This window comes from Cobetia sp. L2A1 (genome assembly GCF_009796845.1).
Lineage (GTDB): Bacteria > Pseudomonadota > Gammaproteobacteria > Pseudomonadales > Halomonadaceae > Cobetia.
The window spans coordinates 121406-148099 of record NZ_CP047025.1; the positions used below are offsets into that span (position 1 = coordinate 121406).

The 26694-nt window shown below is 59.3% G+C and carries 23 protein-coding genes and 1 other RNA gene; 16 read left to right on the forward strand and 8 right to left on the reverse strand.

The genetic code is table 11. The features are described from left to right. Positions 1-2: 2 nt before the first annotated feature. Positions 3-1397 carry an argininosuccinate lyase gene (gene argH, locus GQR90_RS00575; protein ID WP_158772454.1) on the reverse strand — a complete coding sequence of 465 codons (1395 nt, stop codon included), beginning with the start codon at positions 1395-1397 and terminating at the stop codon, positions 3-5. 297 nt (positions 1398-1694) lie between these two features. Between argH and hemC the strand changes: the two genes are divergently transcribed. Both hemC and GQR90_RS00585 read left to right on the forward strand, forming a co-directional pair. Next, positions 1695-2642 carry a hydroxymethylbilane synthase gene (gene hemC, locus GQR90_RS00580; protein ID WP_233266366.1) on the forward strand — a complete coding sequence of 316 codons (948 nt, stop codon included), beginning with the start codon at positions 1695-1697 and terminating at the stop codon, positions 2640-2642. Continuing rightward, positions 2623-3477, forward strand: coding sequence for a uroporphyrinogen-III synthase (locus GQR90_RS00585; protein ID WP_233266367.1), 855 nt, complete (start codon positions 2623-2625; stop codon positions 3475-3477). The genes hemC and GQR90_RS00585 overlap by 20 nt, the downstream gene beginning before the upstream one ends. 202 nt (positions 3478-3679) lie before the next feature. Here GQR90_RS00585 and GQR90_RS00590 read toward each other — a convergent pair whose 3' ends face one another. Continuing rightward, positions 3680-4153, reverse strand: a complete 474-nt coding sequence (locus tag GQR90_RS00590) for a hypothetical protein (RefSeq protein ID WP_158772455.1) — start codon at positions 4151-4153, stop codon at positions 3680-3682. Between the two features lies 1 nt (position 4154). Between GQR90_RS00590 and GQR90_RS00595 the strand changes: the two genes are divergently transcribed. The 3 genes from GQR90_RS00595 to GQR90_RS00605 all read left to right on the forward strand — a co-directional run bounded on the left by GQR90_RS00595 (position 4155) and on the right by GQR90_RS00605 (position 7407). Then, positions 4155-5201 (forward strand): uroporphyrinogen-III C-methyltransferase, encoded by a 1047-nt coding sequence (locus GQR90_RS00595; protein ID WP_158772456.1) that lies wholly within the window; start codon positions 4155-4157, stop codon positions 5199-5201. Then, positions 5198-6421 carry a heme biosynthesis HemY N-terminal domain-containing protein gene (locus GQR90_RS00600; RefSeq protein ID WP_158772457.1) on the forward strand — a complete coding sequence of 408 codons (1224 nt, stop codon included), beginning with the start codon at positions 5198-5200 and terminating at the stop codon, positions 6419-6421. The genes GQR90_RS00595 and GQR90_RS00600 overlap by 4 nt, the downstream gene beginning before the upstream one ends. A gap of 398 nt (positions 6422-6819) precedes the next feature. After that, the gene (locus tag GQR90_RS00605) at positions 6820-7407 is read left to right on the forward strand and encodes a DUF2780 domain-containing protein (RefSeq protein WP_158772458.1); all 588 of its coding nucleotides are present in this window, start codon (positions 6820-6822) and stop codon (positions 7405-7407) included. A 150-nt stretch (positions 7408-7557) separates the two neighbouring features. On the opposite strand, the gene GQR90_RS00610 is transcribed toward GQR90_RS00605, so the two are convergent. Continuing rightward, on the reverse strand, positions 7558-9924 hold the full coding sequence (locus GQR90_RS00610) for a mechanosensitive ion channel domain-containing protein (RefSeq protein ID WP_158772459.1): 2367 nt from the start codon (positions 9922-9924) through the stop codon (positions 7558-7560). A gap of 690 nt (positions 9925-10614) precedes the next feature. On the opposite strand from GQR90_RS00610, the gene GQR90_RS00615 reads away from it, so the two are divergent. The 4 genes from GQR90_RS00615 (at position 10615) to GQR90_RS00630 (ending at position 14925) form a co-directional block, all read left to right on the forward strand. Beyond that, complete coding sequence (locus GQR90_RS00615) at positions 10615-11556, forward strand: ABC transporter substrate-binding protein (RefSeq protein WP_233266368.1); 942 nt, start codon at positions 10615-10617, stop codon at positions 11554-11556. Between the two features lie 224 nt (positions 11557-11780). Then, positions 11781-12749, forward strand: a complete 969-nt coding sequence (locus GQR90_RS00620) for a FecCD family ABC transporter permease (RefSeq protein WP_158775205.1) — start codon at positions 11781-11783, stop codon at positions 12747-12749. Positions 12750-12849: 100 nt separating this feature from the next. Then, positions 12850-13935, forward strand: coding sequence for a FecCD family ABC transporter permease (locus GQR90_RS00625; RefSeq protein ID WP_442778543.1), 1086 nt, complete (start codon positions 12850-12852; stop codon positions 13933-13935). 105 nt (positions 13936-14040) lie between these two features. Then, entirely contained in the window at positions 14041-14925 is an 885-nt protein-coding gene (locus tag GQR90_RS00630) for an ABC transporter ATP-binding protein (protein ID WP_158772460.1), read from the forward strand. Between the two features lie 93 nt (positions 14926-15018). On the opposite strand, the gene ssrA is transcribed toward GQR90_RS00630, so the two are convergent. Next, positions 15019-15374, reverse strand: a transfer-messenger RNA (tmRNA) gene (gene ssrA, locus GQR90_RS00635). A 123-nt stretch (positions 15375-15497) separates the two neighbouring features. Beyond that, positions 15498-15974 (reverse strand): SsrA-binding protein SmpB, encoded by a 477-nt coding sequence (gene smpB, locus GQR90_RS00640; protein ID WP_024951457.1) that lies wholly within the window; start codon positions 15972-15974, stop codon positions 15498-15500. 162 nt (positions 15975-16136) lie between these two features. Here smpB and GQR90_RS00645 point away from each other — a divergent pair, with 162 nt between their 5' ends. Both GQR90_RS00645 and GQR90_RS00650 read left to right on the forward strand, forming a co-directional pair. Beyond that, the gene (locus GQR90_RS00645; RefSeq protein ID WP_158772461.1) at positions 16137-16568 is read left to right on the forward strand and encodes a type II toxin-antitoxin system RatA family toxin; all 432 of its coding nucleotides are present in this window, start codon (positions 16137-16139) and stop codon (positions 16566-16568) included. A gap of 71 nt (positions 16569-16639) precedes the next feature. Further along, entirely contained in the window at positions 16640-16951 is a 312-nt protein-coding gene (locus GQR90_RS00650; RefSeq protein WP_158772462.1) for an RnfH family protein, read from the forward strand. A 92-nt stretch (positions 16952-17043) separates the two neighbouring features. Here the strand turns inward: GQR90_RS00650 and GQR90_RS00655 are convergent, their stop codons facing one another. Further along, positions 17044-17472, reverse strand: a complete 429-nt coding sequence (locus GQR90_RS00655; protein WP_158772463.1) for an outer membrane protein assembly factor BamE — start codon at positions 17470-17472, stop codon at positions 17044-17046. A 78-nt stretch (positions 17473-17550) separates the two neighbouring features. Here GQR90_RS00655 and fur point away from each other — a divergent pair, with 78 nt between their 5' ends. Continuing rightward, positions 17551-17973, forward strand: coding sequence for a ferric iron uptake transcriptional regulator (gene fur, locus GQR90_RS00660; protein WP_035159798.1), 423 nt, complete (start codon positions 17551-17553; stop codon positions 17971-17973). Positions 17974-18131: 158 nt separating this feature from the next. Here the strand turns inward: fur and recN are convergent, their stop codons facing one another. After that, a complete protein-coding gene (recN, locus tag GQR90_RS00665) occupies positions 18132-19802 on the reverse strand; it encodes a DNA repair protein RecN (protein ID WP_158772464.1) in 1671 nt (556 codons plus the stop codon). A gap of 372 nt (positions 19803-20174) precedes the next feature. Here recN and grpE point away from each other — a divergent pair, with 372 nt between their 5' ends. The 3 genes from grpE (at position 20175) to dnaJ (ending at position 24258) form a co-directional block, all read left to right on the forward strand. Then, entirely contained in the window at positions 20175-20804 is a 630-nt protein-coding gene (gene grpE, locus GQR90_RS00670) for a nucleotide exchange factor GrpE (RefSeq protein ID WP_158772465.1), read from the forward strand. Between the two features lie 216 nt (positions 20805-21020). After that, the gene (gene dnaK, locus GQR90_RS00675; RefSeq protein WP_158772466.1) at positions 21021-22943 is read left to right on the forward strand and encodes a molecular chaperone DnaK; all 1923 of its coding nucleotides are present in this window, start codon (positions 21021-21023) and stop codon (positions 22941-22943) included. 169 nt (positions 22944-23112) lie between these two features. Beyond that, positions 23113-24258, forward strand: coding sequence for a molecular chaperone DnaJ (dnaJ, locus tag GQR90_RS00680; RefSeq protein ID WP_158772467.1), 1146 nt, complete (start codon positions 23113-23115; stop codon positions 24256-24258). Between the two features lie 87 nt (positions 24259-24345). Here the strand turns inward: dnaJ and GQR90_RS00685 are convergent, their stop codons facing one another. After that, positions 24346-25371 carry an esterase-like activity of phytase family protein gene (locus tag GQR90_RS00685; protein ID WP_158772468.1) on the reverse strand — a complete coding sequence of 342 codons (1026 nt, stop codon included), beginning with the start codon at positions 25369-25371 and terminating at the stop codon, positions 24346-24348. 204 nt (positions 25372-25575) lie between these two features. Between GQR90_RS00685 and dapB the strand changes: the two genes are divergently transcribed. Continuing rightward, positions 25576-26382, forward strand: coding sequence for a 4-hydroxy-tetrahydrodipicolinate reductase (dapB, locus tag GQR90_RS00690; protein WP_158772469.1), 807 nt, complete (start codon positions 25576-25578; stop codon positions 26380-26382). The last annotated feature ends 312 nt before the right edge of the window (positions 26383-26694 follow it).

Consider the following 26694-nt stretch of genomic DNA (forward strand, 5'->3'; position numbering starts at 1 on the left):
CATCAAGCGTGTGCGGCCAGTGACTCGCGGGCGCGCTGCGCTGCGGCACGGACCTGATTCGGTGCGGTGCCACCGATGTGGTTGCGCGCGGAGACGGAGCCTTCAAGCGTCAGCACGTCGAAGACGTCAGCATCAATGGTGTCGGAGAACTTGCGCAGCTCTTCGAGTGTCATCTCTGACAGGTCACGGCCCTGCTCGATACCGAAAGCCACGGACTTGCCGACGATTTCGTGGGCATCACGGAAGGCGACGCCCTTGCGCACCAGATAATCCGCCAGATCTGTCGCCGTGGCGAAGCCCTTGCTGGCAGAGGCGTACATGTTGGCAGATTTGGGGCGAATGGCCGGGATCATGTCAGCGAAGGCGCGCAGGCAGCCACGGACGGTATCGACGGTGTCGAACAGCGGCTCCTTGTCTTCCTGATTGTCCTTGTTATAGGCCAGTGGCTGGGACTTCATCAGGGTCAGCAGGCTCATCAGATGGCCGTAGACACGACCTGTCTTGCCGCGAACCAGCTCAGGTACGTCCGGGTTCTTCTTCTGCGGCATGATGGAGGAGCCAGTACAGAAGCGGTCCGGCAGGTCGATGAAATCGAACTGGGCGCTGGTCCACAGCACCAGCTCTTCGCTCATGCGTGACAGGTGCATCATCAGCAGACTGGCAAAGCTGGTGAATTCGATGGCGAAGTCACGATCGCTGACGGAGTCGAGGCTATTCTCGGTTGGACGATCAAAACCAAGCAGTGCGCTGGTCACGTGACGATCAATCGGGAATGTGGTGCCTGCCAGCGCCGCGGCGCCCAGCGGCAGCACGTTCATGCGTGCGCGGCAGTCCTTGAGGCGGTCCTGGTCGCGCGCGACCATTTCCTGCCACGCCAGCAGGTGGTGGCCGAAGGTGACCGGTTGAGCGCTCTGCAGGTGGGTGAAGCCCGGCATGATGGTGTCGGCTTCCTGCTCTGCCAGACCCAGCATGCCTTCGCGCAGGCGCGTCAGTTCGGCGTCGATGGCATCGATTTCATCGCGCAGATACAGGCGGATGTCGGTGGCGACCTGATCATTGCGCGAGCGTCCGGTGTGCAGCTTCTTGCCGGTGATGCCGATCTTGGCGGTCAGACGTGCCTCGATGTTCATGTGCACATCTTCCAGCGCCACGGACCACTCGAACTCACCGCGCGCGATCTCTTCGCTGATTTCCTTCAGTCCCGCGATGATGGTGTCGCATTCCTCTTCGCTCAGCACGCCAACGCCCGCCAACATGGTGGCATGAGCAATGGAGCCGCGAATGTCGTGCTGCGCCATGCGCTGATCAAAATCGACGGAGGCGGTAAAGCGGGCCACGAAGGCATCGGTTGGCTCGCTGAAGCGGCCGCCCCAGGACTGATTGGTAGATTCGCTCATCGGGATCTCGAATTGTGGTGACATGTCCAGAGTTCGGCGTCCGGTGCACGGTCGCGCAGCCGGTATCGTTGACCTTGGAGTGTACCAGACTCCAGCGCGTGGGCGAGGGGGTGTCGCGGGAAGATACGGCCTCATGACGGTGCTGAATGTCCACAATGAAGTCAGTGCATCACGTCGGTATTTTCCCCTTGGGCATCAGTCGCTTTATGATGAGGAACATCAAGTGGCGGTGAGAGGCTTTCCGTCACGTCTCAATTGAATGGCGCGCAACAGACGCGCTGATGCAAGGAGAATGCCGTGGCTCGTCGTGAGATTCTGCGTATCGCTACCCGCAAGAGTCTGCTGGCCCTTTGGCAAGCAGAACACGTCAAGGCGCGCCTTGAAACGCTTCACCCGGGCCTGACGGTCGAACTGGTCCCCATGTCTACTCGTGGTGACAAGATTCTTGACACGCCGCTGGCCAAGATTGGCGGCAAGGGCTTGTTCGTGAAAGAGTTGGAAGAGGCCATGCTGGACGGGCGTGCCGACATCGCCGTGCATTCCATGAAAGATGTGCCGATGCACTTCCCTGAATCACTGGGACTGGCCGTCATCCTTGAGCGTCATTCGCCGACCGATGCCTTCGTCTCCAATGATCATGGCGATTTCGATGCGCTACCGCAGGGTGCACGTCTGGGAACCTCGAGTCTGCGTCGTGGCTTGCAGGCCAAGGCGGCACGCCCGGATCTAGAAGTCCTCAGCCTGCGCGGCAACGTGCAGACGCGACTCGGCAAGCTGGATGCCGGTGAATTCGATGCCATCATTCTCGCCACCTCCGGTCTGCAGCGCCTTGAGCTGGATGCGCGTATTACGGATGAAATGTCCGCTGAGATCTGTCTGCCGGCCTGCGGGCAGGGCGCCCTGGGCATCGAGTGCAATCTGCAGGATGCCGAGATTCTTGAGTTGCTGGCACCGCTGGCACACCAGGATTCCAGTCGTTGCGTACTGGCTGAACGCGCCATGAATACCCATCTTGAAGGAGGGTGTCAGGTGCCGATCGGCGGTTATGCCGTGCTGGAAGAGGGTGGAAGCCAGTTGTGGTTGCGTGCCTTGGTCGGCAATCCCGACGGTACTGTTATCCTGCGGGCTGAAGCGCGTGGGCCGGCAGATGCGCCTGAGGCATTGGGCGTTGCTGTTGCGAAAGACCTGCTTGCGCAGGGAGCCGGTGAGATTCTGGCGGCTGTGTATGGCGAAGCCCGTGGTTAGAGGTGCTGTTCAGGCCGATGCTGCTTCGGTGGACGAGGCCTCGGCACTGCGCCCTGAAGTCCTGACGACGCGGCCCGGTTCACGTGGCGCTGTGCTCGATGCCATGCTGGTCGATGCCGGTTGCACGGTGGAATGCCTTGAACTGATGGCTCTCGAGTCGCTGCCCGCGACACAAGCGACCCGTCAGGCCATCATTGATGCGGATCTGTTTCAGGGCGTGGTGGTCATTTCACCGCAGGCCGCCAGTTGCCTGGCGGAATGGCTTGAGGACTGGTGGCCTCAGCTGCCGCAAGGGATCAATTTCTATGCGGTCGGGGCCGCCACTGCTGAAGTGCTGCATGCTCGTCTCGGTGTCAGGGTGCGTGTGCCGCCCCGCGCGACGCGAGGTGTGCACGCCGCAGCCGATGCGCCTGTAGGTACGACCAGTGAAGCATTGCTATCATTGCCATCCTTGCAGCATCTTGAAGGACAACGCTGGCTATTGGCAGCTGGAGAAGGCGGTCGCCCGCTACTCGGTGATACGCTGGAAGCACGCGGTGCCCAGTTGACGCGAATTGCGCTGTATCGACGGGTTGCGTTGGCATTGTCGCCTCAACAGGCTGGCCGTCTGGCGGCGGGCGCGTATGATGCAATGGTGGTGACTAGCAATGAACTGCTCGAGACGGTCCTGACGTCTGTCACGGCAAGCAGCTTGCACCAACCACTGATAGTGTCGAGCCACCGTTTGGCGACATTGGCATGCGCTCATGGGTTCGAGCGCGTGACCGTCGCCGAGGACGCCTCGCCCGGGGCTTTGACGCAGGCTGTCTTGCGTGCCTGCACCCCGGTTACATGACTCGCCATGCGAGAGGGGCCGGCGCCAGTGCGCCAGGCCCGCGTGAGGCCATCGATTTCCAAGAATCCGGAAAAGGGCAAGCGTAGATGAGTAATCGAGAACACCATCAGGAAGATAGTGGGCCTACCGGCATCACGTCCGGCAGGCCTGGCGACAAGGATGCTGCCGCTCGCGCATCAGATGCCACTTCCTCTCCCGGCGATCACGCCACTGACACTGCCTCTGGCCGCCCTGGCGCCGAGGCTCCCCGTTCGTCCTCATCTTCCTCGTCATCCTCTATGGCTGCTGATGCCCCGCGCGAGCGTCGCTCGCGAGGTGGGCGCAACCGTCGCGGACGCGGGAAAGGACAGGGCAGCAGTTCCTCTTCATCCTCATCCTCCACTGCCAGTGAGTCCACTCCCGTGAGCCAGACTTCAGATGATAACGCCTCGACGCCTTCCGGCGAAAAATCACCCTTCTCTGAGCGGAGCACGACGGCCGCGGAGGCGTCCAGTAGCAAGGCGGCTACCAAGGGTTCGGATAGCAAGCCCAAACCGTCCAGCAAGGACAGTAGCCCAGTGACTTCCAGCAAGAGCAGTACCGTCAGTAGTGGCGGTAACAATGGCGGCGGATCCGGCAGTGGAAATACCGGTAAGGGCGGTGGCACAGGTTCAGGTGGCACAGGTTCAGGTGGCACCATGCCTCCGGCCGCCAAGGAAGGGAAGAAGAGTGCGACCGGTATCATCGCGCTGATTCTCGTCATCCTGTTGGCCATTGTGGTCGCGGTGCTGTCCTGGTTTGGCTGGCAGCGTCTCAATGCAATCCCGAGTGCCCAGGGCATCGACAAGCAGGTCAGCGAGAGCGTGACCCAACAGGTCGGCCAGGTGTCCAGCAAGGTCGACGGTTTGTCGAGCACACTTGAGAAGAGTGAGTCTCGCGTCAGCGACCTCGACAAGCGCCTGTCCAGTGAGAGCAAGGGCACGGAAGAAGCACTCAACAAGGTGCTGGAAGAGTTGAGCAAGTCCCAGCAGACCGATGCACGCGACTGGCATTACGCAGAAGCCGAGTATCTGCTGCGCTTGGCGAATCAACGTCTGCAGCTGGAGCGTGACGTGAACGGTGCCGATGCACTGCTCGAGAATGCGGATGCGCGCATTGCCGCCGCCAACAATCCGGCCCTGCTGCCGGTACGCAAGGCGATTCAGTCCGAGCTTGCCAGCCTCGATAGCGTGCCGCGCGTCGATCGCAGTGGTATCTACCTGGCGTTACTGGCGCAGCAGGAGCAGCTGGCTCGCCTGCCGCTCAAGCAGGACGTCGCCGAGATTGCTGCCAAGGTCGAGAATGAGTCTGTCCCCAGCGGTGGCTGGCAGAAACAGCTGGCCCGTTTCGGCAATGAGCTGAAGGACCTTGTCACCGTGCGTCGTCACGACGAAGCACTGGAAGCTCTGATCACGCCAGAGCAGGAATCCTATCTGCGCCAGAACGTGCGCTTGGTGCTTGAGCAGGCCCAGTTGGCACTGCTCAAGGAAGAACCGAAGCTCTATCAGGCAGCGATCGAGAAGGCTGTCACACTGGTCAACGGCTACTACGACACCAAGGTTGATGGTGTTAAGAATGCTGTCACCAAGCTCGAAGAGCTCAAGGGCAAGACCATCCGTCCGGAGCTGCCCGACATCTCCGCCTCTCTCAGTACGCTGCGTGAGCTGATCGAGCGTCGCGCACAGTCAGGAGGTGGTGAGGCATGAGAGTCCTGATACTACTGATCATCATTGGGCTGGCCATTGGTGCCTTGTTCGGTCAGCTGATGCAGGCCTTCCCGGGTTACTGGTTGATTCGGGTCGGCGATACCTCCGTGCAAACGTCCTTCTGGTTCGGGTTGATCCTGCTGTTTGCTGCCTTCGTGGTACTGCATTTCGGTCTGCGTCTGCTGGGGCGCTTTGCGCATCCGTTCTCACGCATCAAGGTGTGGAACAGCCGTACCCGTCACCGTAATGCCACGCGCAAGACCGAACGTGGTCTGGTCGCGCTGGCGGAAGGACGCTGGAAGCGTGCTGAACGCTCTCTGACGCACTCCGCGGAAGACTCCAGCACACCGCTGGTCAACTATCTCTCTGCTGCATTGGCTGCACATTATCAAGGGCGTTTCGATCAGGCGGATACGCTACTCAAACGTGCTCATGCATCGACTCAGGGCTCTGAGAGCGCGGTTGGCTTGGTGCAGGCGCAATTGATGCTGGATCGTCAGCAGCATGAACAGGCGCTGGCGACGTTGACACGCCTCGACAAGCAGTTGAGTGAGCACCCGCAGGTCTTGAAACTGCTCAAGCAGGCTTATCTGGCCGTCAACGACTGGGATGGCTTGCGCCGTCTGTTGCCGCGCCTGGACAAGCAGGATTTGATCTCTCCGGAAGAGAAGAAGGAGCTGGAGCAACGTGCCTATGTCGCACTGATTCAGCAGGCAGCACGCAATCCGGAAGACATCGAGCGTGTGCGCAATCTGTGGGCCGACATGCCGGACCACCTGCGCAGCGATGTGAATCTGGTGGCGCTGTATACGGAGGCATTGATTGCTGGCGGCCAGGAAGGTCTGGCAGAGCGCCTGTTGCGTCATTCTCTCAAGGAGTGCTGGGATTCACGTCTGGTATTGCGTTACGGCCTGTTGGATGTTGATGCACCGCGTCAGCTGGTATATGCCGAGAAGTGGCTGCAAGAGCGGCCGAATGATCCTGATCTGCTGCTGTCGCTGGGCCGTCTGGCACTGCGTAATGCCAGCTGGGGCAAGGCGCAGGAATACTTCGAGGCTAGCCAGCGCCAGCGTCCGAGCGGCACTGTCTGCGCTGAGCTTGCACGTTTGTTCGCCAATCTTGGCGAGCACAACAAGAGTCAGCTTTACTACCGTCAGAGCGTCGAGCTGTTGGATCGCTCACTGCCGGCATTGCCTCAACCGAGCAAGGACAATGCTTGATGTGAGCCCTCTGGCTGCATGGCCAGAGATTGCACTTTCTTTCCTTTATTTATAATTAGTTGTGACAAATTGCACCGGCCAGGTCACTGGCCGGTGATTATCGCTTGCTCTCCGGGTATCCATGTTCACCTTCTCAGGTGACGGGATACCCTTCTTTTTGCCCGTGTATCGCCTCTCTGGCGGTGCAAGACGGCAATTCATTCGATGTCTTGGCCGCTGGTGATCTGCCACGCGCGCTGTACCGCCAAGTGTCCCGTTTGTGAAGATGACGCGAAAGTAGCCATCTGGCGACGCTGGCTTGGGGCATTTCGTCCGTGCGATGATTCCTTGAGTTGAATGGCGCGCCCTCCGGTGTGGCATTCCTCGATTCTTCCCCCCTGAAAGATAATGGAGTCTGCATGTTGCAAAAGTCCCTGGCCCTGATGGGCGCCTCTGTTTTGGCTGTGTCTATTGCCGGTTGTGCCGCTACTGGTAACAGCAACTCCTCAAGCACTGCCAGCACTTCCTCTTCTTCCAGCAGCTCCATGATGAGCATGGCCAGCAGCATGCTGAGCAGCCAGACTGGCGATACCGTGCCGGCAACGGACCTGATGTCCAGCCTGACGTCTCAGCTGGGTGTGACCCCGACTCAAGCATTGGGCGGTTCTGCTGCCATGCTGTCTCTGGCGCAGTCTCAGCTTGGCACCAGTGCCACTTCTGAGCTCTCCAGTGAAGTCCCGCAACTGTCCAGCCTGACCAGCAGCAGCTCGCTCTCCACACTGTCCAACCTGGCAAGCCTGAGCGGCAGCAGCAATGCTTCTTCTCTGGCCAGTGCCGTCAGTGGTGTTGATGACACCTCCTCACTGAACAGCACCTTCTCTCTGCTGGGCATGGACAGCAGCATGGTCTCCCAGTTCGCACCGGTGATGCTGAGCTACATGGGTGGTGAAGGCGTCAGCTCTTCTCTGCTCAGCTCTCTGTCCGGCCTGTGGGGGACTGGCTCCTGAGCCAGCGCTTGCTGCAGTGCGTGTGATGCCGTGATGTTTTTTAGGCCTCATGACAAAAACGCCCCCGAGCCAATGGCTCGGGGGCGTTTTTGTTGCTGCGCTGCAGGCGATGCATGATCACCTGCAGCGTGAGTGGAAGTGTCAGGCGAGTTATGAGTCGCCGTCGACATCCGGTTGGGTGGTTTGACGAATGCGCTGCTCGTCGGCATCCAGCGTATCGCCATCTCTTGCAGTATGGCGAGTCAGCGGCTCCTCCTCCTGAGCGCTCTTCTTGAGAGCCTGCAGTGCTTCGCGCTGCTCGGGAGTCTTCGGCTGACCTGCTGCCGACCCGTCGATCACGAACGGAGAATTCATGGTGCGTACGTTGGCTGGCGGCGCACCCCCGTCCTTGTCCTGACCGAAGTACATCGTCATGTGCGGGAACGGAATCTCGATGCCTGCGGCATCGAAGTGCTGCTTCACGAGTTTGTTGTACTCGCGTCCGATCGCCCACTGATTGCCCGGGCTGGTCTTGATCATCACGCGGATGTTGACGGAGCTGTCAGCCAGCGAGGAAACGCCGGCAACCGTAACGGGTTCGAGGATCTCGGGACCATATTTCCCTGCCTGCAGCTCATCGAAGGCAGCACGCAGATGCACGATGGCATGATCGACATTCTCGCGATAAGAGATGCCGTATTCGCCGACATGGTAGGCGAAGTCACGCATGTAGTTGGACACGGTATCCACTGAGGAGAACGGCACGATATGGAAGGTGCCGGACAGATCACGGATGCCGACCGAGCGGATCGTCAGGCGTTCTGCGGTACCGGTGACACCACCGGCAGAGACGACGTCACCGGTATTGATGGCATTCTCCAGCTGGATGAATACCCCGGTAATGATGTCCTGCACCATCTTCTGGGCACCGAAACCGATCGCCAGACCCAATACCCCGGCACCGGCCAGCAATGGCGCGATATCGATACCAATCTCGGACAACACGATCATGGCTGTGAAGATGATCATCGCGATGGCGATGGCATTGCGGAACAACGCCAGCAGGGTTTCGACGCGTGAGGACGGCTTGCCTTTGCCGGTGTCCGGGTTGAGCTTGTGTTCGATCATGCTGGCGACACCGACCCACAGCACGATGGCGAAGCCGAGAATGAACAGCACATGGAAGATGCGCGACAGCAGCAGGGCGCCAGCGTCAGTCGCCAGCCAGCTGCCAAGTGCCACGATGCCCCAGGTGTTCAACACCATGCCGACCACCACGATCACGATGAGGGCGCGAATCAGACGCAGCCCTGTCGGGATGTAGGAGTTGAGGCGCTTCTCGAGCAGCGGCAGCTGGCCACGCATCTTGTCAGACACCTGAATGCGCTTACCGATCAGCTGGCTGAGTACCTGGGACAGCAGAATGCCCCCGCCGATCGCGACCAGTGTCTTGAGTGTCGCCCCCATCATGAAGGGCAGTGCGGTCTCAGGGGTCGTCTGGGAAATCACGAACAGCGTGACGAAATAGGCCAGTGCAAACAGATGCCAGGTGCGAGCCAGAATGCGCAAGCCGATGGCGACGAGGCCATTGCGGGTTTCCCGGGCCTGGTTCAGCAGGCGGTCGCGCAAGATGATGCGATTGCGCGAGATCACCACGATGGCCCAGATCAGTGTCACTGCCATGATCAGCAGATTCACGAAGCTGCCGACGGCGGTGGCAAGATTGTTGTTGACCATCGGCACCACGACAAGAATGCCGTAGCCAATGAATCCGGCCAGCATGGCCAGTGAGCGATTCCAGTAACGAGCGACTTCGGCCCGCATCGGGAAGAGGCGCAGTCCCTGATAGCCCGACGAGAACAGCATGCGCATCAGCGCCTTGAACAGCTCGATGACCAGATAGGCGTTGAGGAACATCGACTCACGCTGACCAATCACTCCCTGTTCGCCATAGGCGAAGATCGCCAGTAGATAGCCCCCCAGGAAGGCAAGACCGATCACGGCAACATCGACCACTGCTGCAATCACCACGGCAATCATGGTGCGCAGCAACGGGCTACGATGCTGACCATCCAGCGACCATTGACTGACTTTCGAGAACAGCGGATGTGCCAGCCGGCGCAGTATCAGGAACAGGGCGATGGTCGAGACGACGACCAGACCAAGACTGATGGCTTCTTCGCCGAAGTAAGACCAGTCGACCGATTCGGCATCTTCACTGCCCAGGCCATTCAGCGTATCGAGTACACGATCCAGCGTGGCGGAGAGATCAGCGACCAGATCCTGGCTGATGGTCGCCAGCTGACGCGACAGTGACGGAGAGTCTTCACTCAGGGTGACTTCCGAGCCAGCCACCTCGACTGCCTTCTCGCTCGTCTGACTATCCAGCTGACGCAGACCTTCAATCAGCGCTTCGCGCTGACTTGGATCTTCCAGGAGTGTTGCCAGGCTCTCGTAGGAAGAGCTGGAAGCCTCTGCTTCAGTGCTGGTGGATTCGGCCGCATGGGAGAGGCTGCTGAACGCGAGACTCAATACCATGAGCACCGTCATCAGCCCGTACATAAGCCAAGGCGGGGAAAATGCCGCACGAGCCTGAGACGGAGCGTGGACGGGGGGAGAGTGCAGGGGAGTCGGAATCGCCACAGATGGCTTCTCCTGTTGGGTGAGTGGGTAAGTGATGTGTCGAGCAGGCTCCGCAAGGGGCTTCAGGTGCACGCGGGCACCTGAATCACGCTGACGTCTGAACAGTAACGCGAGGATCTGTCAGGCAGATGTGAGGCGGCGTCGCGAGCATCCTGCGCGCGCACCATGCAACAGTTATCGGGGCGATTGGTGCTAACCCAACCCTGAATACCATTATCGAGAGACATTTGTGTGCCATAGCGTGCGGTAGGCGTGAGCATCGTTCAAGCCCTTTGCCGTGTTTGTGAGAAAGCTTGACGTTTTCTCTTGGCCGTAAATACGCGCTGTAGCGCTACAGAATTCGGTGTGGTGGCGGGAAGAGAGAGCAGGTAGTATTGCGACTGATTATTATTCGCGAAATTGATTTGCCGTGATACCACTACCGCCAGCGCCGAGTGGACCCCTTGGGGAATTTTCCTCGTCTGCCTGTTCCAACGCGGGGTAACCACGTGGCCGCTCATGACTGACTGCTCTCGCTCATTTTCCCTTGGCTGTTCATGTCTGACGGCCGAACCCTAATTTAGTGCCTGATTCATGGAGAAGTTGATGGACAAATTCATGGGAAGTCGTCGAGGTAGCGTGCTGTCGTCATTGGCCGTACTGCTGCTGGGCGCTTCGTTGTCTGCTGAAGCGCGCACTGTCGAGACGGCCTACGGCGAACTGGAGATCGAGGGCTCGCCTGAGCGTGTCGTGACGCTCTACGAGGGAGCACTGGATGTCGCGGTAGCGAGTCAGGTCAGCCCGCTGGGGGCGATCACGACGCGCGGAGGAGAGGGTGTCGCGGCCTATATCGCGCCGCAGGTGCCGAATATCGCCATTGTTGGTACACCGCGCGAGTTCAACATTGAAGCCGTCGTGGCACTCAAGCCGGACATGATTCTGGCGCCTCCCGGGCTGGATCTGACTCAGTATCAGCTGTTCTCACGACTGGCGCCGACCATCGTGCCTGTCGCTGGAGGGCTGAAGGCCGACGCATGGAAGATGCAGAGCCGCACCTACGCTGAGGCATTGGGGGATGATGCCGCGTCTGAACTCGAGAAGCGTCTGACCGCGATCGAGTCTCACGCAGCACGCCTCAAATCACGGATGGCGGTGCCAGAGACGGCCAGTCTGGTGCGTCGCATGCCGGGCGGATTGCTGGTGATGTCCGATCAGCTGTTTGCCACCGGCTTGCTGACAGCCAGTGGTTACCAGCTGGTGGGCAGTGATCTGGTCAAGGCGGGGCGCCCGCACTCTGACCCATTGAGCGACGAGAACCTGTCGCGCATCGACGCTCAGACCATCTTCCTCGCAACGTTGGACCATACCTCCGATGAGGCGATCGAGGCACTGGCGTCGCAGCCGACTTTCCGGCGACTGAAGCTTGCCAGTCACGACGGGCTGGTGGGCGTGGATGGACAGTTATGGACGAGCGCCAGCGGTCCGCTGGCCGCTGAAGCGCTGCTGAAGGATATCGACAGAGCACGTGAGGAAGAAGAGCGTGAATGATGAGCCATCATCATGCCGAGACTCCGTGTGGCACGCTGCAGTCTCCCCCCAGCACTCCCTTTTGATGCATGACGTGTGCAGGAGGAGGCATGCAGGCTGACGAGAGGGTTTCACGCTCGCATACCTCGGCAATCTGCTCTGGCACAGCCATGCCTTGTCGCTCAGCAACGCCGGCGGCCCCAGCGACTCGCAACGTCGCTGGGCGCTTTGCGTTGTGGCAGGTGATGCCACTGGCCTGTGCGATCGCATTGCTGGCCTGCATCGCGAGCCTGCTGTGGGGGGCTGGGCCGGTGGGTCCGGTTCAGGCACTGAAGGTCCTGGTGGGGCAGGGTGGCGAGGAGGCACGCTTTGTCGTCTCTGAGCTGCGCGCACCGCGTTCGTTGATCGGTATTGTCGTGGGCATGATGTTGGCCTGTGGTGGTGCGTTGATGCAGGTCGTGGCTCGCAATCCGCTGGCTGAGCCGGGATTGCTGGGTGTCAGTGCCGGTGCATCCTTCGCGGTCGCCATCGCGTTGCTGCTGGGCGTTCAAGCGGCAGGCATGCATGTGATCGTTGCTCAGAGTGGCGCGTTGCTGGGGTGTCTGGTCGTCATGAGCACGGTGCGTGCACGTGGAGCTGGACAGGACCCGGTGCGTCTCGTGCTGGCAGGTGCAGCGCTTTCCAGCTTGCTGGTCGCCTTGACCTCGCTGGTGTTGCTGATCGATCAGCGTGCCGCTGACGAGATTCGTTTTTGGGTGGTGGGCAGCTTGGCGGGCCGCTCGTTGAGTGCGCTCTACCACTGCCTGCCGAGCCTGCTGCTGGCGGTCGTGCTGACGCTATGGGTGTCGCGCCCGCTGGCTGCGCTGGTGCTGGGTGAGCAGGTGGCGAGTGGTCTTGGGCATCGGCCGGAGCGAGTGCGGCAGGTCACGATACTGGTAGTGGCGCTGCTCGTCGGGGCCGCTACGGCACTGGCCGGCCCTGTGGCATTCGTCGGCCTGGCCGTGCCCTACGTGGCGCGCGCCCTGTGTGGTGCGGATATCCGGCGCACGTTATGGCTGTGCATGCCGCTTGGCGTGACCATGCTGCTGACGGCCGATGTGATCTCGCGATTGGTGGTACCGCCATCTGAACTGCCGCTGGGCGTGCTGACCACGCTGCTCGGCGCGCCGGTGTTGATTGCGGTGGTGCGCGCGCGGCGCTTGCCCACGCTATGAAATGATATCCGCTATGGCGATGCCTGCTGGCTGCTGACCCTTCATGTGACGGATTCCTTGTGCTGTAGATGTCTGGAATCGTCGATGCCTGAGACAAATGATGGATAGATCTCCGATGTGCTGGTCGGTACCTGCGGCCACTTCCTTCGGCGCCACCACGAGCGCTCCTGCCGGCACTCTGTGGTGGCGCTGGGGGCCTGTTTCGCTGTTGATATATCGCGCCCCACTTCTCGCGGCCTGCGGTTTGTTGGCAGCGCTGCTGATTGCCAGCGTGGCGTCGCTGACACTGGGCAGCGCAGGACTTGATCCGCTGGCGGCGCTCAAGGCTATCTTCGGCGTGGGGGAGTTCATGCAGGTCTTTGTCGTTCAGGAGCTGCGATTGCCCCGACTGCTGGCAGGCATGGGTACGGGGGCCGCCTTCGCGCTTGCGGGATGCCTGATGCAGACATTGGCCGGCAATCGCTTGGCAACGCCGGGCATCATCGGGATCGATAATGGTGCCACGGCATTTGCCGTTGCCTCGGTGGTGGGGTTGGGGGCAACCCTTGCACCTCCTGCGATGGCGCTCAGCGGTGCCGTCGTCGCGATGGCACTCGCCTTCGGATTGTCCGGTGGCATCGGTACGCGAGGGTATCGTTTTCTTGTTGCAGGCATTGGTGTCGGAGCCCTGTTCGGTGCTGGCACCCAATTGATGCTGGCGCGTGTCTCCATTGATGTGGCCAACAATGCTTATCCGTGGACGGTAGGTAGCCTCAATGCTCGTGATGCCTTTTCGGTCATATGGCTGGGAATTGCCATGCTGGTGGGGCTTCCGCTGGCGCTATGGCTGGGGCGAGGGTTGAACACGCTTCGCTTCACGGACCGAGTGGCAACGGGGCTGGGGCTGCCTGTCGCACGTCTGCGCCTGATGATTCTGTGGCTGTCTGTCGTACTGACGGCGGCGGCAGTGGCAGTGGCGGGGCCGGTGGGCATGGTAGCGCTGGTGGGGCCTGAAATTGCCCGCTACCTGTCACGCCACAAGGGAGTGCCACTGCTGGCGTCGGCATTGGCGGGCGCACTCGTCATGGTGTTGGCGGATCTGGCCGGGCGCACGCTTCTATCACCGTTGGAGATACCGGTAGGTATCGTGATGGCGGTGGTCGGCAGCCCTTACTTGTTATGGATATTGCTGCGCAGTCCTCGCTGATCGACACGCAAGATTCCCTCATCCATGACGGCAGGAGTGATCTGTCGCCATGTTGCCGTGATCGAGCATGACACAGCGGCCAATGACGTTTCAGGAGAGCGCGCCATGAGCGCCAATACTCGGCATTACCCCCCCAGGCAGCAAGCCAGCGTGCCTGCACTACCGCGTGCGTCATCCTTGCAAGCCGATGCATTGACGTTGGGGTATGGCGCACGCAAGCAGCGGGTGAGGGTCATCGATGGACTGACACTGACGCTGCCAGACGGCAAGGTCACAGCTATCGTTGGCCCCAATGGCTGTGGCAAGTCGACATTGTTGGCAGGGCTGGCTCGCCTGCAGTTGCCGGAGTCAGGTGCCGTGTTGTTGGAGGGCCAGGATATCCAGCGACTCAAGCGCCGGGATGTGGCGAGGCGGATCGCTCTGCTGCCTCAGGAGACGCATTCCCCCGAGGGCGTCACCGTGCATGAACTGGTGCGCTTCGGGCGTCAGCCTCATCAAGGGACGCTGAGTCAGTGGTCGCAACAGGATCAGGACGTCGTGATGGCCGCCATGGTGGCCGCTGATATCGAGAATCTCTCAGAACGTGAGTTGTCTTCGATGTCAGGCGGGCAGCGCCAGCGTGCCTGGATCGCCATGGCACTGGCCCAGCAGACGCCGCTGCTCTTGCTGGATGAGCCGACGTCGGCACTGGACCTTGGGCATCAGATCGAAGTGTTAGAGTTGATACAGCGGCTGGCTCACGTCGAGGAAAAGACCATCGTGATGGTAGTGCATGACCTGGCCAGTGCCTGTCGATATGCCGATCACCTGGTCGCGATGCATGCGGGTCGCGTGATTGCCGAAGGGCCACCGACCGAGGTGGTGACGCCAGCATTGGTGCGCCAGCTGTATGGCGTCGAATGTCGTCTGATACCAGACCCCGACACCGGTACGCCGATATTGATTGGCGTACGTCGTACCCATGAGCGTCTGAGTGGCAGCGCAACGTGATGCATGCTGCTTTTCAATGCGCTTGAGCTGGCAGGAAATTTTCGTCTGAAAACAGAAAGGCCTCCCCGAAGGGAGGCCTTTCTGTAACGGATATGGTGGAGGCGACGGGAGTCGAACCCGTGTCCGCCGGCACTCCGCCTTCGGCTCTACATGCGTAGTCTCATTATTTGGTTTAACACGACTATCGCCAATGGACAGGCTACAGCAATGCGATTCTCTGAGTTTTAACCCTGATTTTAGAGACGTCTACCAGGACGATCCTGTTTATACGGGCTCGTTCTCAATCCACCTTGAACAGGCGCAACGGTATCATGAGCAGCTTATGCAGCTAGAGCGTAGTTTTCGTCGTTTGCGACTATATAATTTGCAACGTTTTATTTACGAGATACGTTACGATCTCGGCATGCACCTCAGGGTTTGCCACCAGCGTCGAATGCCAGAACGCCCCCATAACTGTCTTGCAACAACATGTTCACTATAACAGGTGGAGACTGTGCTACGCCAGTTCAAGCGTTCAGGAAAAATTTCTGACCTGACAAGCGCTTGCCGACGACGACAGCCTCTTGCCGCCATTATCGATCACGCAGGATACGGGCTTTCTGACGATTCCAGTCACGATCTTTCTCGGTGGCACGCTTGTCATGCATCTTCTTGCCTTCCACCAAGGCGATTTCACACTTCACTATCGCATTCTTCCAGTACAGCTTGACTGGCACACAGGTGTGTCCCTTGTCCTGGGTGCGCGAGAAGATGCGCGCAATCTGTTTCTTGTGCAGCAGCAGCTTGCGGGTACGTTGTGGGTCGGCCACTGCGTGAGTGTTGACGGTCTCCAGCGGATGGATATGGCAGCCCAGCAGCCAGGCTTCAGCATTCTTGATCACGATGTAGGTGTCTGTCAGCTGACCCTTGCCGGCCCGTAGCGCCTTGACTTCCCAGCCCGCCAGTACCAGACCCGCCTCGAAGACTTCCTCGATATGGTACTCGTGGCGTGCCTTCTTGTTCTGGGCGATCATGTTGCCGCCCTGTTCGGGTTTCTTTTTCTTGCCCATGTTGCCTCGTCAGTCGTTTGCTCCTGCCGCTGCCCGACGGGGTTGCGGCGCATCCTATTGGATGGGGGGAGGCGTGTTACCATTCAAGGCCAGACGGCACATCATGCGCCGGCCCATTGTTCATGATACGCATGCTGCGTATCCAAGTCAGCGGAGAGCTAGATGCCTACGGTCAACCGGTCTGCCCTGGTAAGGCATTCGGCCCAGGCGATGTTCGATCTGGTCAATGATTTCGAGCGTTACCCCGAATTCCTGTCCGGCTGCAGCAATGCAGTATTGCTGGAACGCGATGAGACCCACCTCAAGGGGAAGCTGACCCTGTCCAAAGCGGGCATGGAGCAAAGCTTCGTGACACGTAATGATCTGTTCGCCCCGGAACGCATAGAGCTAAGCCTGGTGGACGGCCCCTTCAAGCGTCTTGAGGGGCGCTGGCTATTCACATCGCTGGGAGATGATGCCTGCAAGGTCTCGCTGGCGCTCGACTTCGAGTTCAGCAATCGCCTGCTCGGCATGGCATTCGGCAAGTTGTTCAGTCAGGTGGCGGGCCAGATGGTTGATGCCTTCACGCGCCGCGCTGATCAAATATACCGCTAAGAGCGCGCTAAGGTTGGCCGTATGGAAGCGTGTGCGGCAAGTGTAGGGCAAGTGCGAGACAAGGAGCGGACATGAGCGACAGAATCACGGTCGAGGTGGCGTATGCGCTGCCCGAGAAGCAGAAAATCGTATCGCTGGCGGTTGCCCCCGGTACCACGGCGCGTGACGCCGTACGCATGGCGCATCTGGAACAGTATTTTCCGACGCTCGGTGCTGATGTCTTTCTCGCCGCGGATCTGGGCATTTTCGGCAAGTCATTGCGCAAGCCGGATGAGCATGTGGTGACGGCAGGTGACCGAGTCGAGGTGTATCGCCCGCTGATCACAGACCCAAAGCTGGCGCGTAAGCGTCGGGCCGATAAGGCCGCGGGCACGACATCGTAGGCGAGGAAAGAGCGATATAACGCATAGCAGGGCGCCCAAGGGCGCCCTGCTATGCGTTAGTGCTGCCAATACCAATGCTGCTGGGTCAGTGATCAGCGTTCGTCAGGGAGGTCTGCTGCACCTCCCTTGCTGTCAGCACGATTAGGCTGTGCAGCGCGCGGGTCGATGTCCAGGTCCGGCACAATGACGGTTTCCTGGCCTATCTCGCCACTCGGGGTAATGGTGGAGAGTGCATCGCCATCGAACGTCAGCGTCACACGCTTATTGATGATATCGCCGTCAGCTTTCTTGAGCCGATAGACATAGTCCCAGCTAGACTCATTGAAGGGAGCGGTCAGCAGTGGCGAGCCCATCACGTAGATGACCTGCTCACGACTCATGCCCGGCTTCAATTGCTCGACCATTTCCGGCTTTATCAGATTGCCCTGAGGCAGATCGCGTTTGTATACGCCGAAGTAGCTGCATCCGGAGAGCAGCGCCAGGGCGCTGCAAAAGGCGACTGTTTTGATCAAGTTTTGCATTTGCCCTGAAGATTCCCTATCGTTTTGCCTTGGCCGATCATACCTGATACATCAAGCGACTGCGAAGAGTACCCCAGCATGGCCGATCAGAACCATGAACTGCGTAAGGCGGGGCTCAAGGTAACCTTACCGCGAGTCAAGATCCTGCAGATCCTCGAGAAATCGATGGATCGACATTTGAGTGCCGAGGACGTGTATAAAGCGTTGCTGGAGGCCGGCGAAGATGTTGGCCTGGCGACGGTATATCGTGTGCTCACCCAGTTCGAAACCGCTGGACTGGTGATGCGTCACAACTTCGATGGCGGCCATGCTGTCTTCGAGTTGTCCCAGGAAGAACACCATGACCACATGGTATGTCTGGACAGCGGTGAGATCATAGAGTTCTGTGATCCTGAAATCGAGCGCCGTCAGCGTGAGATTGTCGAGGAGCACGGTTACGAATTGGTCGAGCATGCCTTGGTTCTCTATGTGCGCCCCAAGGGCACAAAGAGCGACAGCTAGCGCATAGCGGTCAGGGATGACGAGCTGCACGTTTGACATGCCAGATAGACACACAGACGGCCGCCCCAAAAGGGTGGCCGTCTGTGTGTCTGAAGAACGATGGCTCGTGCGACGAATGGACTGAGCCGTTTGGCTCAAGCGGTACCTGGTTGGCCGGATTAGTGGCGACTGTCGGTAGCGCCCAGCATTTCACGTGCATGTGCCAGTGTCTGTTCCGAAAGATGAATGCCCCCTAGCATGCGTGCCAGCTCGCGCACTCTTCCGCTCTCGTCCAGTAGCTCCATGTGGGTACGGGTGTTGTTATCCTCGGCCTGCTTCTCAATATGCAGATGTTGATGCGCCTGTGCTGCGACCTGCGGCAAGTGGGTAACGGTCAGTACCTGCCCCTTGTCACCGAGGCGGCGCAGTAGCTGGCCGACAATTTCAGCCGTGGCACCAGAGATGCCGACATCCACCTCATCGAAGACCAGGCTGGGAATCGTGGAGCGGCTTGCGGCGACGACCTGGATCGCTAGCGATACACGTGATAGCTCACCGCCGGAGGCCACTTTGGCCAGTGCGCGGGGCGGCTGCCCCGGGTTGGCGCTGATACGGAAGTGGATGCGCTCCATGCCTTCCGGCTGCGGCCGCTCTCGCGCTTCAATGGCGACTTCGAAGGTGGCTTTGGCCATGCCGAGAAAAGCCAGCTGGTCTTGAATGTCGCTGGCAAGGGAAGGTGCAGCGGCAGTGCGTCGAGCGCCGACTTCTGCGGCCAGCGACTTCCATGCATCACGACGACTGGCGACTTCCTCGCGTAGCGCTTCAATGGCTTCCTCGTCACCACCTAGTCCCTCCAGCTCTTCGCTCAGACGTTGATGCAGGCCATGCAGTTCGTCCGGCATGACATGATGCTTGCGGGCGATCTGGTGAATGCGTCCGAGGCGTTCATCGACAAAGGCGAGACGCTCGGGATCCAGCTCGGTGATTTCGACGAAGCGGTGCAGTTCGCGTGCCGCTTCTTCTATCTGGATGCGCGCTTCATCCAGCATGCCCAGAGCGCTGGCCAGTGCGCCACGCTCGTTGCCCGGCAGATGCGCCAGACGAGCAACGGCCTGATTGATGCGTACCAGTGCGCCCTCGTCATCATGATCACAGCAATCGACGGCCGCCTGAGCTTCCTCGATCGTCTGCTCGGCATTGGCCAGGGTTTCCTGCTCCTGCTCAAGCGCTTCAAGCTCGCCCTCGTTCAGGGCGAGCTCATCTAGCTCCTCTACCTGATATCTCAGCAATTGTCGGCGCGCACGTATCTCATCGCCGTCATTGCTCATGCGCTTGAGCCGACGATGTGCGTCTTGCCACTGCCGGAATTCATCGCGTAGCTGAGCTGCCTGAGTCTGAAGGCCTGCGTACTCATCCAATTGACGTAGATGCGTTTCTTCCTTGAGTAGCGAGTGGTGAGCATGCTGTGAGTGGATATCGATCAAGCACTCCCCTAGCTCACGCAGATCGCTGATGGTGCAGGGCGTGCCATTGATCCACGCCTTGGAGCGACCGCTGGCCGTGATGACGCGTCGGAGCAAGCAGTCGTCGCTGCCGAGCTCGCGCTCATCCAGCCACTGGCGGGCCTCGGTCAGTCCGCTGATGTCGAAGCGCGCAATGATATCGGCGCGTTCAGCATCGTGGCGCACACTGCCAGCATCGGCGCGCTCGCCCAGGCACAGCCCAAGAGCACCGAGCAGAATGGACTTGCCGGCCCCGGTTTCGCCAGTAATGGCCGTCATGCCGCACCGGAAGTCGAGTTCCAGTGTCTCGACAATGGCAAAGTCGTGAATGGCGAGCTGTAGCAGCATGACTACCTCCAAGGGACGCTGGGGGCGCGCCGCGCAATGCAGGACTCATTATTGAGAGCAAGCTGCGGCGTCGCCGTACAGTATGTCTATACAGTGTACATGGCTTTTTATACAGCACACCTCGATGCCCTTCAATCCACGAGATACCCACAAAAGAGAAAAGCGATGGTCAAGGCTTGAGAAGCATGTCGCTGTCCCCATATAGAAGCCCAGACAGCTTTTGGTTGGCAGCAATGGCTTTGCCTTGCTGCTCTTTCAGGCAACTCATGGTCTGTCTGCACGTACGATTCGCCGCAGCGTATTCTCGCGGCAATCCAGGCAGGCCGCGAATCAGGGCAATGGCGCACAGACGTCGGCCCGCAGGAGATCAGCATGGCTCAGGACCCGCAGACCCCGATGGATGAAGAGCTTCAGCGTGCCGCTCGCGAAGCCGAGCCGCAGCCAGAAACACCCGCAGGTGAAGTGATCGACAACATGCTGGATGCCGACGACATCATTTCCGAAAGTGAAGGCACCCTGGTCGACAACCCGGAAGCCGAAATGTTGGCGGCCCAGGTTGAAGAGCTGGAGCTTGCCGTACAGGAAGCGAAGGATCAGGCGCTGCGTGCCGCGGCCGATGCCCAGAACTCACGTCGTCGTGCCGAGCAGGAAGCAGAGAAGGCACGCAAGTTCGCGCTGGAGAAGTTCATCAAGGAAATGCTGCCGGTGGTCGACTCGCTTGAAAAGGCGCTCGAATCCATGAGTAGCGACGAAGCTGCCAAGACGCACATCGAGGGCATTGAAATGACCTTGAAAATGCAGCTGGATGCCCTGACAAAATCCGGTGTTGAGCAGCTCGATCCGCATGGCGAACCATTCAATCCGGAATATCATCAAGCGGTCGCGATGGTGCCCTCTCCTGACGCCGAGCCGAATAGCGTCATTGATGTGATGCAGAAGGGCTACACCCTGAACGGTCGTCTTGTGCGCCCCGCCATGGTAGCGGTGAGCAAAGCGCCTTAAGGCGCAGTGTAGGAGGCCGGGCATATGGCAAGAATGTAAAGGTTCATATGCCCGCCCCGTGGGGGCTGAGGGAAGATTGGGCAAGTAAAAATACAGTGATGGCCCTTGAAACCCTGACACGCGACCCCACCTATTGAAGCAAGTTCAGGTGCCGATACAAGGTACCGACATCCAGATTTATCTTTCAGGCTAGCAACAGATTCGAGGTATATGATTATGGGACGCATCATCGGTATTGACTTGGGTACTACCAACTCTTGTGTGGCAGTGCTCGACGGCGACAAGACCAAGGTTATCGAGAACGCTGAAGGCGGCCGTACCACGCCGTCCATCGTTGCCTACACCGACGACAACGAGATCCTCGTCGGTCAGTCAGCCAAGCGCCAGGCGGTGACCAATCCGGAGAACACTCTCTATGCGGTCAAGCGTCTGATCGGTCGCAAGTTCAAGGATGATGTGGTCCAGAAAGACATCAAGATGGTGCCGTACAAGATTGTCGCAGCTGACAATGGCGATGCTTGGGTTCAGGTGAAAGACAAGCGCATGGCTCCGCCGCAGATCAGTGCAGAAATCCTCAAGAAGATGAAGAAGACTGCTGAAGACTATCTCGGCGAAGAAGTCACCGAAGCCGTCATTACGGTGCCGGCTTACTTCAACGATTCTCAGCGTCAGGCAACCAAGGACGCCGGTCGCATCGCGGGTCTCGAAGTCAAGCGCATCATCAATGAGCCGACGGCAGCGGCGCTGGCTTATGGCATGGACAAATCTCGCGGTGACAAGACCATCGCTGTCTATGACCTGGGCGGTGGTACCTTCGATATTTCCATCATCGAAGTGGCTGATGTCGATGGCGAGACCCAGTTTGAAGTGTTGGCCACCAATGGCGACACCTTCCTGGGCGGTGAAGATTTCGACATGCACCTGATCAACTACATCGTTGCTCAGTTCAAGGCGGATAGCGGCATCGACCTGTCCGGCGACAACCTCGCCATGCAGCGTCTGAAGGAAGCTTCTGAGAAGGCCAAGATCGAGCTGTCCAGTGCCCAGCAGACTGATGTCAATCTACCGTACATCACGGCTGACAACACTGGACCGAAGCACCTGAACGTCAAGGTGACTCGCTCCAAGCTGGAATCTCTGGTTGATGAGCTGGTCGCTCGCTCTCTGAAGCCGTGCCAGACTGCTCTTGCTGATGCTGGCCTGACGGCTGCCGAGATCGACGACGTGATTCTGGTCGGTGGTCAGACACGTATGCCGCTGGTGCAGGCCAAGGTTGCAGAGTTCTTCGGTAAAGAAGCTCGCAAGGACGTTAACCCGGATGAAGCGGTTGCTGTTGGCGCCGGTATCCAGGGCGGCGTATTGGGCGGCGACGTCAAGGACGTGCTGCTGTTGGACGTGACTCCGCTGACGCTGGGCATCGAGACGATGGGTGGTGTGTTGACGCCGCTGATCGAGAAGAACACCACCATCCCGACCAAGAAGTCTCAGGTGTTCTCTACTGCCGACGACAACCAGGGCGCGGTGACTATCCACGTGCTGCAGGGTGAGCGTAAGCAGGCTGCGCAGAACAAGTCACTGGGTCGTTTTGATCTGGCTGATATCCCGCCGGCCCCGCGTGGCGTACCGCAGATCGAAGTCGCCTTCGATCTGGATGCCAACGGTATCTTGAATGTGTCCGCCAAGGACAAGGCTACGGGTAAAGAACAGTCCATCGTCATCAAATCCTCCAGCGGCCTGTCCGATGAAGAGATCGAACAGATGGTGCGTGATGCTGAGGCCAATGCGGACGAAGACAAGAAGTTCGAGGAAATGGTCCAGCTGCGCAATCAGGCCGACGGCATGATTCACGCGACCAAGAAGACACTGACCGAAGCCGGCGACAAGGCAGAAGCCAGCGATAAGGAAGCTATCGAGACGGCGACTTCAGAGCTTGAAGAAGCGCTGAAGGGCGATGACAAGGATGCGATCCAAGCCAAGCTGGATGCGCTGACTGAAGCTTCCGGTAACCTGGCACAGAAGCTCTACGCTGAGCAGAGCGCTCAGGGTGAGCAGGCAGCCGATGGTGAGTCCAGCCAGAAGCAGGACGATGACGTGGTTGACGCCGAGTACGAGGAAGTCAACGACGACAAGAAGTCCTGAGTGATTTCTTGATAGACGTCTGATGACAGCGCGGGAGCCTCATGAAGGCGTCCCGCGTTGTTGTTTGCATCGGTTGCGCATGATGCTAACCGCGAGCTACCGGTGCAAACCGGAATTCCAGAACAGATCGGCAGCCCAAGGCTGCCAGCAATCCAGGCGGACCTGATCCATGTCCAAGCGTGATTATTACGAAGTGCTTGGTGTCGAGCGTGGCGCCGACACCAAGGACATCAAGAAGGCGTACCGGCGCCTGGCTCAGAAGCTTCACCCTGACCGTAACCCGGGCGACGAGAGTTCGTCAGAGAAATTCCAAGAGGTCTCCGAGGCCTATGAAGTGCTGTCCGATGCAGACAAGCGTGCCGCCTATGACCAGTTTGGTCATGCCGGTGTCGACGGTCAGGCAGGTGGTGGCGGCGGTTTCGGTGGTGGTGCCGGAGCCGGTGGTTTCGGTGATGTGTTTGGTGATGTCTTCGGTGACATCTTCGGGGGCGGCGGTGGTCGTCGCAATCCGAATGCGCCGCAGCGTGGTAGTGATCTGCGCTATAACCTCGATATCGATCTGGAATCAGCTGTTGCTGGTACCACGGTTGATATTCGCGTGCCGCGTCTCGCGGCGTGTGGTCACTGTGATGGCGACGGTGCCGAGCCGGGTTCCAGCAAGGAAACCTGCCCGACCTGTCACGGCATGGGCAAGGTGCGCATGCAGCAGGGCTTCTTTGCGGTTGAGCAGGCCTGCCCGACCTGTCACGGGCGTGGCGAGAAGATCAGTGTGCCGTGCCGCAAGTGCCATGGCGAAGGCCGCGTGCAAGAGTCCAAGACGCTATCTGTGAAGATCCCGCCGGGTGTTGATACCGGTGATCGCATTCGCTTGAATGGCGAAGGCGAAGGTGGTGTCAATGGTGGTCCGTCTGGCGATCTCTACGTGCAGGTCAATTTGCGTGAGCACGAGATCTTCAAGCGCGATGGCCGCCATCTGCAGTGTGAAGTACCGATCAGCTTCGTCGATGCGTCGTTGGGTGGTGAGCTCAAGGTGCCAACTCTTGACGGACGTGTCGTGCTGAAGATTCCGCCCGAGACACAGACGGGCAAGTTGTTCCGTCTGCGTGGCAAGGGCGTCAAGCCCGTCCGTGGCGGCCCGGCAGGTGATCTGCTGTGCAAGGTGGTCATCGAAACGCCTGTCAGCCTCAATGAAGAGCAGAAAGAGCTTCTGCGTCAGTTCCAGCAGAGCCTGGGTGGCACCGGCAAGAGCCATTCGCCGAAAGAGAATAGCTTCTTCGATGGCGTGAAGAAGTTCTTCGAAGACATGAAGCCGTAGGTAGTCACCTTCGAGTCTCATGAAAAAGCCCCGTCTCCGAATAAAAGGAGGCGGGGCTTTTTTGCATGTATGGTGTCCAACCTAGCGCTATGAATCATCCGCTTGATGGGCAGCCTCTGGTTCGATGACGGCAAAGCAGCTCAGTAGCGTTGTCTGGAAAGAGCTGAAATTATCATCAGAAATCATCAGGAAGCGATTGTCATCGAGGCGAGTCAGGCCCTCGAAATTGTCCAGTGACCACCCCTCGCCACTCGAGAGGCGAGCGATAGTACGCACTTCGACCTGAGTGCCGGGATCGCCAATATGTGCTCGTCGCAAGCTGATGACCAGCGGGAAGGGGGGCGAGAAGGCGCGTTCCAGCATTAGCAGGTCACCATTCGGCAGCATTTCCATGGCGGTCAGGCTGGAACCATGGTCGCCAGCGAGCGGGTAGGTCCACTCGTACTTGTCATCGATGGTGAAGAGTCGCGTAGTGCCTTCGCTCATGCCTTCAGGTGTCGATTCAAGGCCTGCCATGAGGCCGTATTCCGGATGGAGTGTCAGTGCTTCCATGCCATGGTTCGGTGCGGCTCCCCGCGCACCATTGGGTGAGATGGGTTCCTTGACTGCCAGTCCACTGGGCAGGAATTGCTCGACGCGGGGTTGCTGCTCGAAGCTGATGGCCAATCGCGTATCACCCCGGCGGCCATTGTTGTTGTTCAGTAGCTGCATACCTTCGGCATCGCTGAGCGCCCCACGCAACGAGATATCGGTTTCATCACGCAGTGTGTAGGTCTTGAGCGCCTTGGCGCCGATCAGCTCGCCATGACGAAAGGCGAGGCGTAGGCGATGTAGCCAGCCGCGATCCGAGACGGCATAGAGCAATGACTCATCTTGATCCCAGCCGATATCAGAGAGTCCACCGACGGGGGTGCTATCCAACCACTTGCCGGGTAGTTTCAGTGTGCCGCACCACTGAACCTCCGCATTGCCTGCCATCTGCGCGGGGGCAGCCAGTGAATACGGTTGTGGATGCACCCCGCAGGCGCCAAGCAGGCCAGCGAGGGCAGTGGCGATGCCGGCAGTGAACATTCGACGGCAGAAGACATGAGCAGAGCGATCAGGTGCAGGCATGCTGACTCCCGTGGCAGAGCGATGAAGAAGATGACATCGCACCATGATAATGCACTCCAGCAGGGTGAAACTCTAGCGTGACACCCTCCCCAATGGATGACGTCAGCCAACGCGGCAGGTGGCTGATATACTCGGCGACAGAACGCGCGAGCGCGCCCTGCTGGGTGCTACCGCCATCAATGCCAACAATATGCAGGAGTCAGCATGACCCGTATCGCAATCATGGGCGTCGCCGGACGCATGGGACGCACGCTGGTCGAGGCCGTGGGCGCTGTCGACGAGCTGACACTGGCCGCGGGTGTGGTCGAATCGGGTAGCTCGCTGGCCGGTGTCGATATCGGTGAGTTAGCGGGGCAGGGACGCCTGGGAGTACTGGCCAGCGAAGGGCTCGCGGCTGTCATTGACGACATCGATGTCGTGATTGATTTCACCATGCCACAGGTGACGCTTGATAACCTCGCGCTGTGTGCCGAGCACGGCAAGCGCATGGTGATCGGCACCACGGGTTTTTCGCCTGAGCAGCTGGCGCAGCTCGACAGCTATCGCGATAGCGTGCCGTTTGTCTTTGCCGCCAACATGAGCTCTGGTGTCAATTTGACGCTCAAGCTGCTGGAGACCGCGGCGCGTGCGCTGGGCGATGCCGGCTATGACATCGAGATCATCGAGGCCCACCATCGTCACAAGGTAGATGCACCGTCCGGTACTGCGCTGGCAATGGGAGAAGCGGTAGCACATGCCATCGGGCGGGATCTTGAGACACACGGTGTCTTTGCGCGTGAAGGCCAGTGCGGTCCACGTACTGACAAGGAGATCGGTTTTTCCACGGTGCGGGCTGGTGATATCGTCGGTGAACATACCGTGATGTTTGCGACGGAAGGTGAGCGTATCGAGATAACCCACAAGGCCTCTAGTCGTATGACCTTTGCCAAAGGTGCTGCGCGTGCCGCTGGCTGGCTGGCTGGCCGTGAGGTCGGTCGTTATGACATGCAGGACGTGCTAGGCCTCAAGTGAGCGTCGAGCAAGTCGTGACGCGGCGCTGTCGTCACGGTAGTCACTGATGGCGATCACTCTTGCTATCGTGAGGGTAGTAGGCGTTACCAGTGGCTTTTTGAAAGCTGTCGACTCTGTCAGGATATGATCATGGAACGTGTGTCTCAGCGGTAATCGCGTCACTAAATGGCATCATCAACGAGTTGTGCGGGCTGGTGTGTGAGAATTGCTCATGCTGATAACCTGACCGTGGTGACGAAACGGCCGTATAGTGGGCGCTGTCGCCTATTTCCACTCCGTCCTCGGGGTGGTCAGAACCGCCAGATTCCGGTA

What these genes read in the sequence shown, in the direction of transcription:
- argH (WP_158772454.1), bottom strand. Translation starts at nt 1,397, where the DNA reads ATGAGCGAATCTACCAATCAGTCCTGGGGCGGCCGCTTCAGCGAGCCA.
- GQR90_RS00585 (WP_233266367.1), top strand. Translation starts at nt 2,623, where the DNA reads ATGGCGAAGCCCGTGGTTAGAGGTGCTGTTCAGGCCGATGCTGCTTCG.
- GQR90_RS00595 (WP_158772456.1), top strand. Translation starts at nt 4,155, where the DNA reads ATGCCTCCGGCCGCCAAGGAAGGGAAGAAGAGTGCGACCGGTATCATC.
- GQR90_RS00600 (WP_158772457.1), top strand. Translation starts at nt 5,198, where the DNA reads ATGAGAGTCCTGATACTACTGATCATCATTGGGCTGGCCATTGGTGCC.
- GQR90_RS00605 (WP_158772458.1), top strand. Translation starts at nt 6,820, where the DNA reads ATGTTGCAAAAGTCCCTGGCCCTGATGGGCGCCTCTGTTTTGGCTGTG.
- GQR90_RS00610 (WP_158772459.1), bottom strand. Translation starts at nt 9,924, where the DNA reads ATGGTATTGAGTCTCGCGTTCAGCAGCCTCTCCCATGCGGCCGAATCC.
- GQR90_RS00615 (WP_233266368.1), top strand. Translation starts at nt 10,615, where the DNA reads ATGGACAAATTCATGGGAAGTCGTCGAGGTAGCGTGCTGTCGTCATTG.
- GQR90_RS00620 (WP_158775205.1), top strand. Translation starts at nt 11,781, where the DNA reads ATGCCACTGGCCTGTGCGATCGCATTGCTGGCCTGCATCGCGAGCCTG.
- GQR90_RS00625 (WP_442778543.1), top strand. Translation starts at nt 12,850, where the DNA reads ATGGATAGATCTCCGATGTGCTGGTCGGTACCTGCGGCCACTTCCTTC.
- GQR90_RS00630 (WP_158772460.1), top strand. Translation starts at nt 14,041, where the DNA reads ATGAGCGCCAATACTCGGCATTACCCCCCCAGGCAGCAAGCCAGCGTG.
- smpB (WP_024951457.1), bottom strand. Translation starts at nt 15,974, where the DNA reads ATGGGCAAGAAAAAGAAACCCGAACAGGGCGGCAACATGATCGCCCAG.
- GQR90_RS00645 (WP_158772461.1), top strand. Translation starts at nt 16,137, where the DNA reads ATGCCTACGGTCAACCGGTCTGCCCTGGTAAGGCATTCGGCCCAGGCG.
- GQR90_RS00650 (WP_158772462.1), top strand. Translation starts at nt 16,640, where the DNA reads ATGAGCGACAGAATCACGGTCGAGGTGGCGTATGCGCTGCCCGAGAAG.
- GQR90_RS00655 (WP_158772463.1), bottom strand. Translation starts at nt 17,472, where the DNA reads ATGCAAAACTTGATCAAAACAGTCGCCTTTTGCAGCGCCCTGGCGCTG.
- fur (WP_035159798.1), top strand. Translation starts at nt 17,551, where the DNA reads ATGGCCGATCAGAACCATGAACTGCGTAAGGCGGGGCTCAAGGTAACC.
- recN (WP_158772464.1), bottom strand. Translation starts at nt 19,802, where the DNA reads ATGCTGCTACAGCTCGCCATTCACGACTTTGCCATTGTCGAGACACTG.
- grpE (WP_158772465.1), top strand. Translation starts at nt 20,175, where the DNA reads ATGGCTCAGGACCCGCAGACCCCGATGGATGAAGAGCTTCAGCGTGCC.
- dnaK (WP_158772466.1), top strand. Translation starts at nt 21,021, where the DNA reads ATGGGACGCATCATCGGTATTGACTTGGGTACTACCAACTCTTGTGTG.
- dnaJ (WP_158772467.1), top strand. Translation starts at nt 23,113, where the DNA reads ATGTCCAAGCGTGATTATTACGAAGTGCTTGGTGTCGAGCGTGGCGCC.
- GQR90_RS00685 (WP_158772468.1), bottom strand. Translation starts at nt 25,371, where the DNA reads ATGCCTGCACCTGATCGCTCTGCTCATGTCTTCTGCCGTCGAATGTTC.
- dapB (WP_158772469.1), top strand. Translation starts at nt 25,576, where the DNA reads ATGACCCGTATCGCAATCATGGGCGTCGCCGGACGCATGGGACGCACG.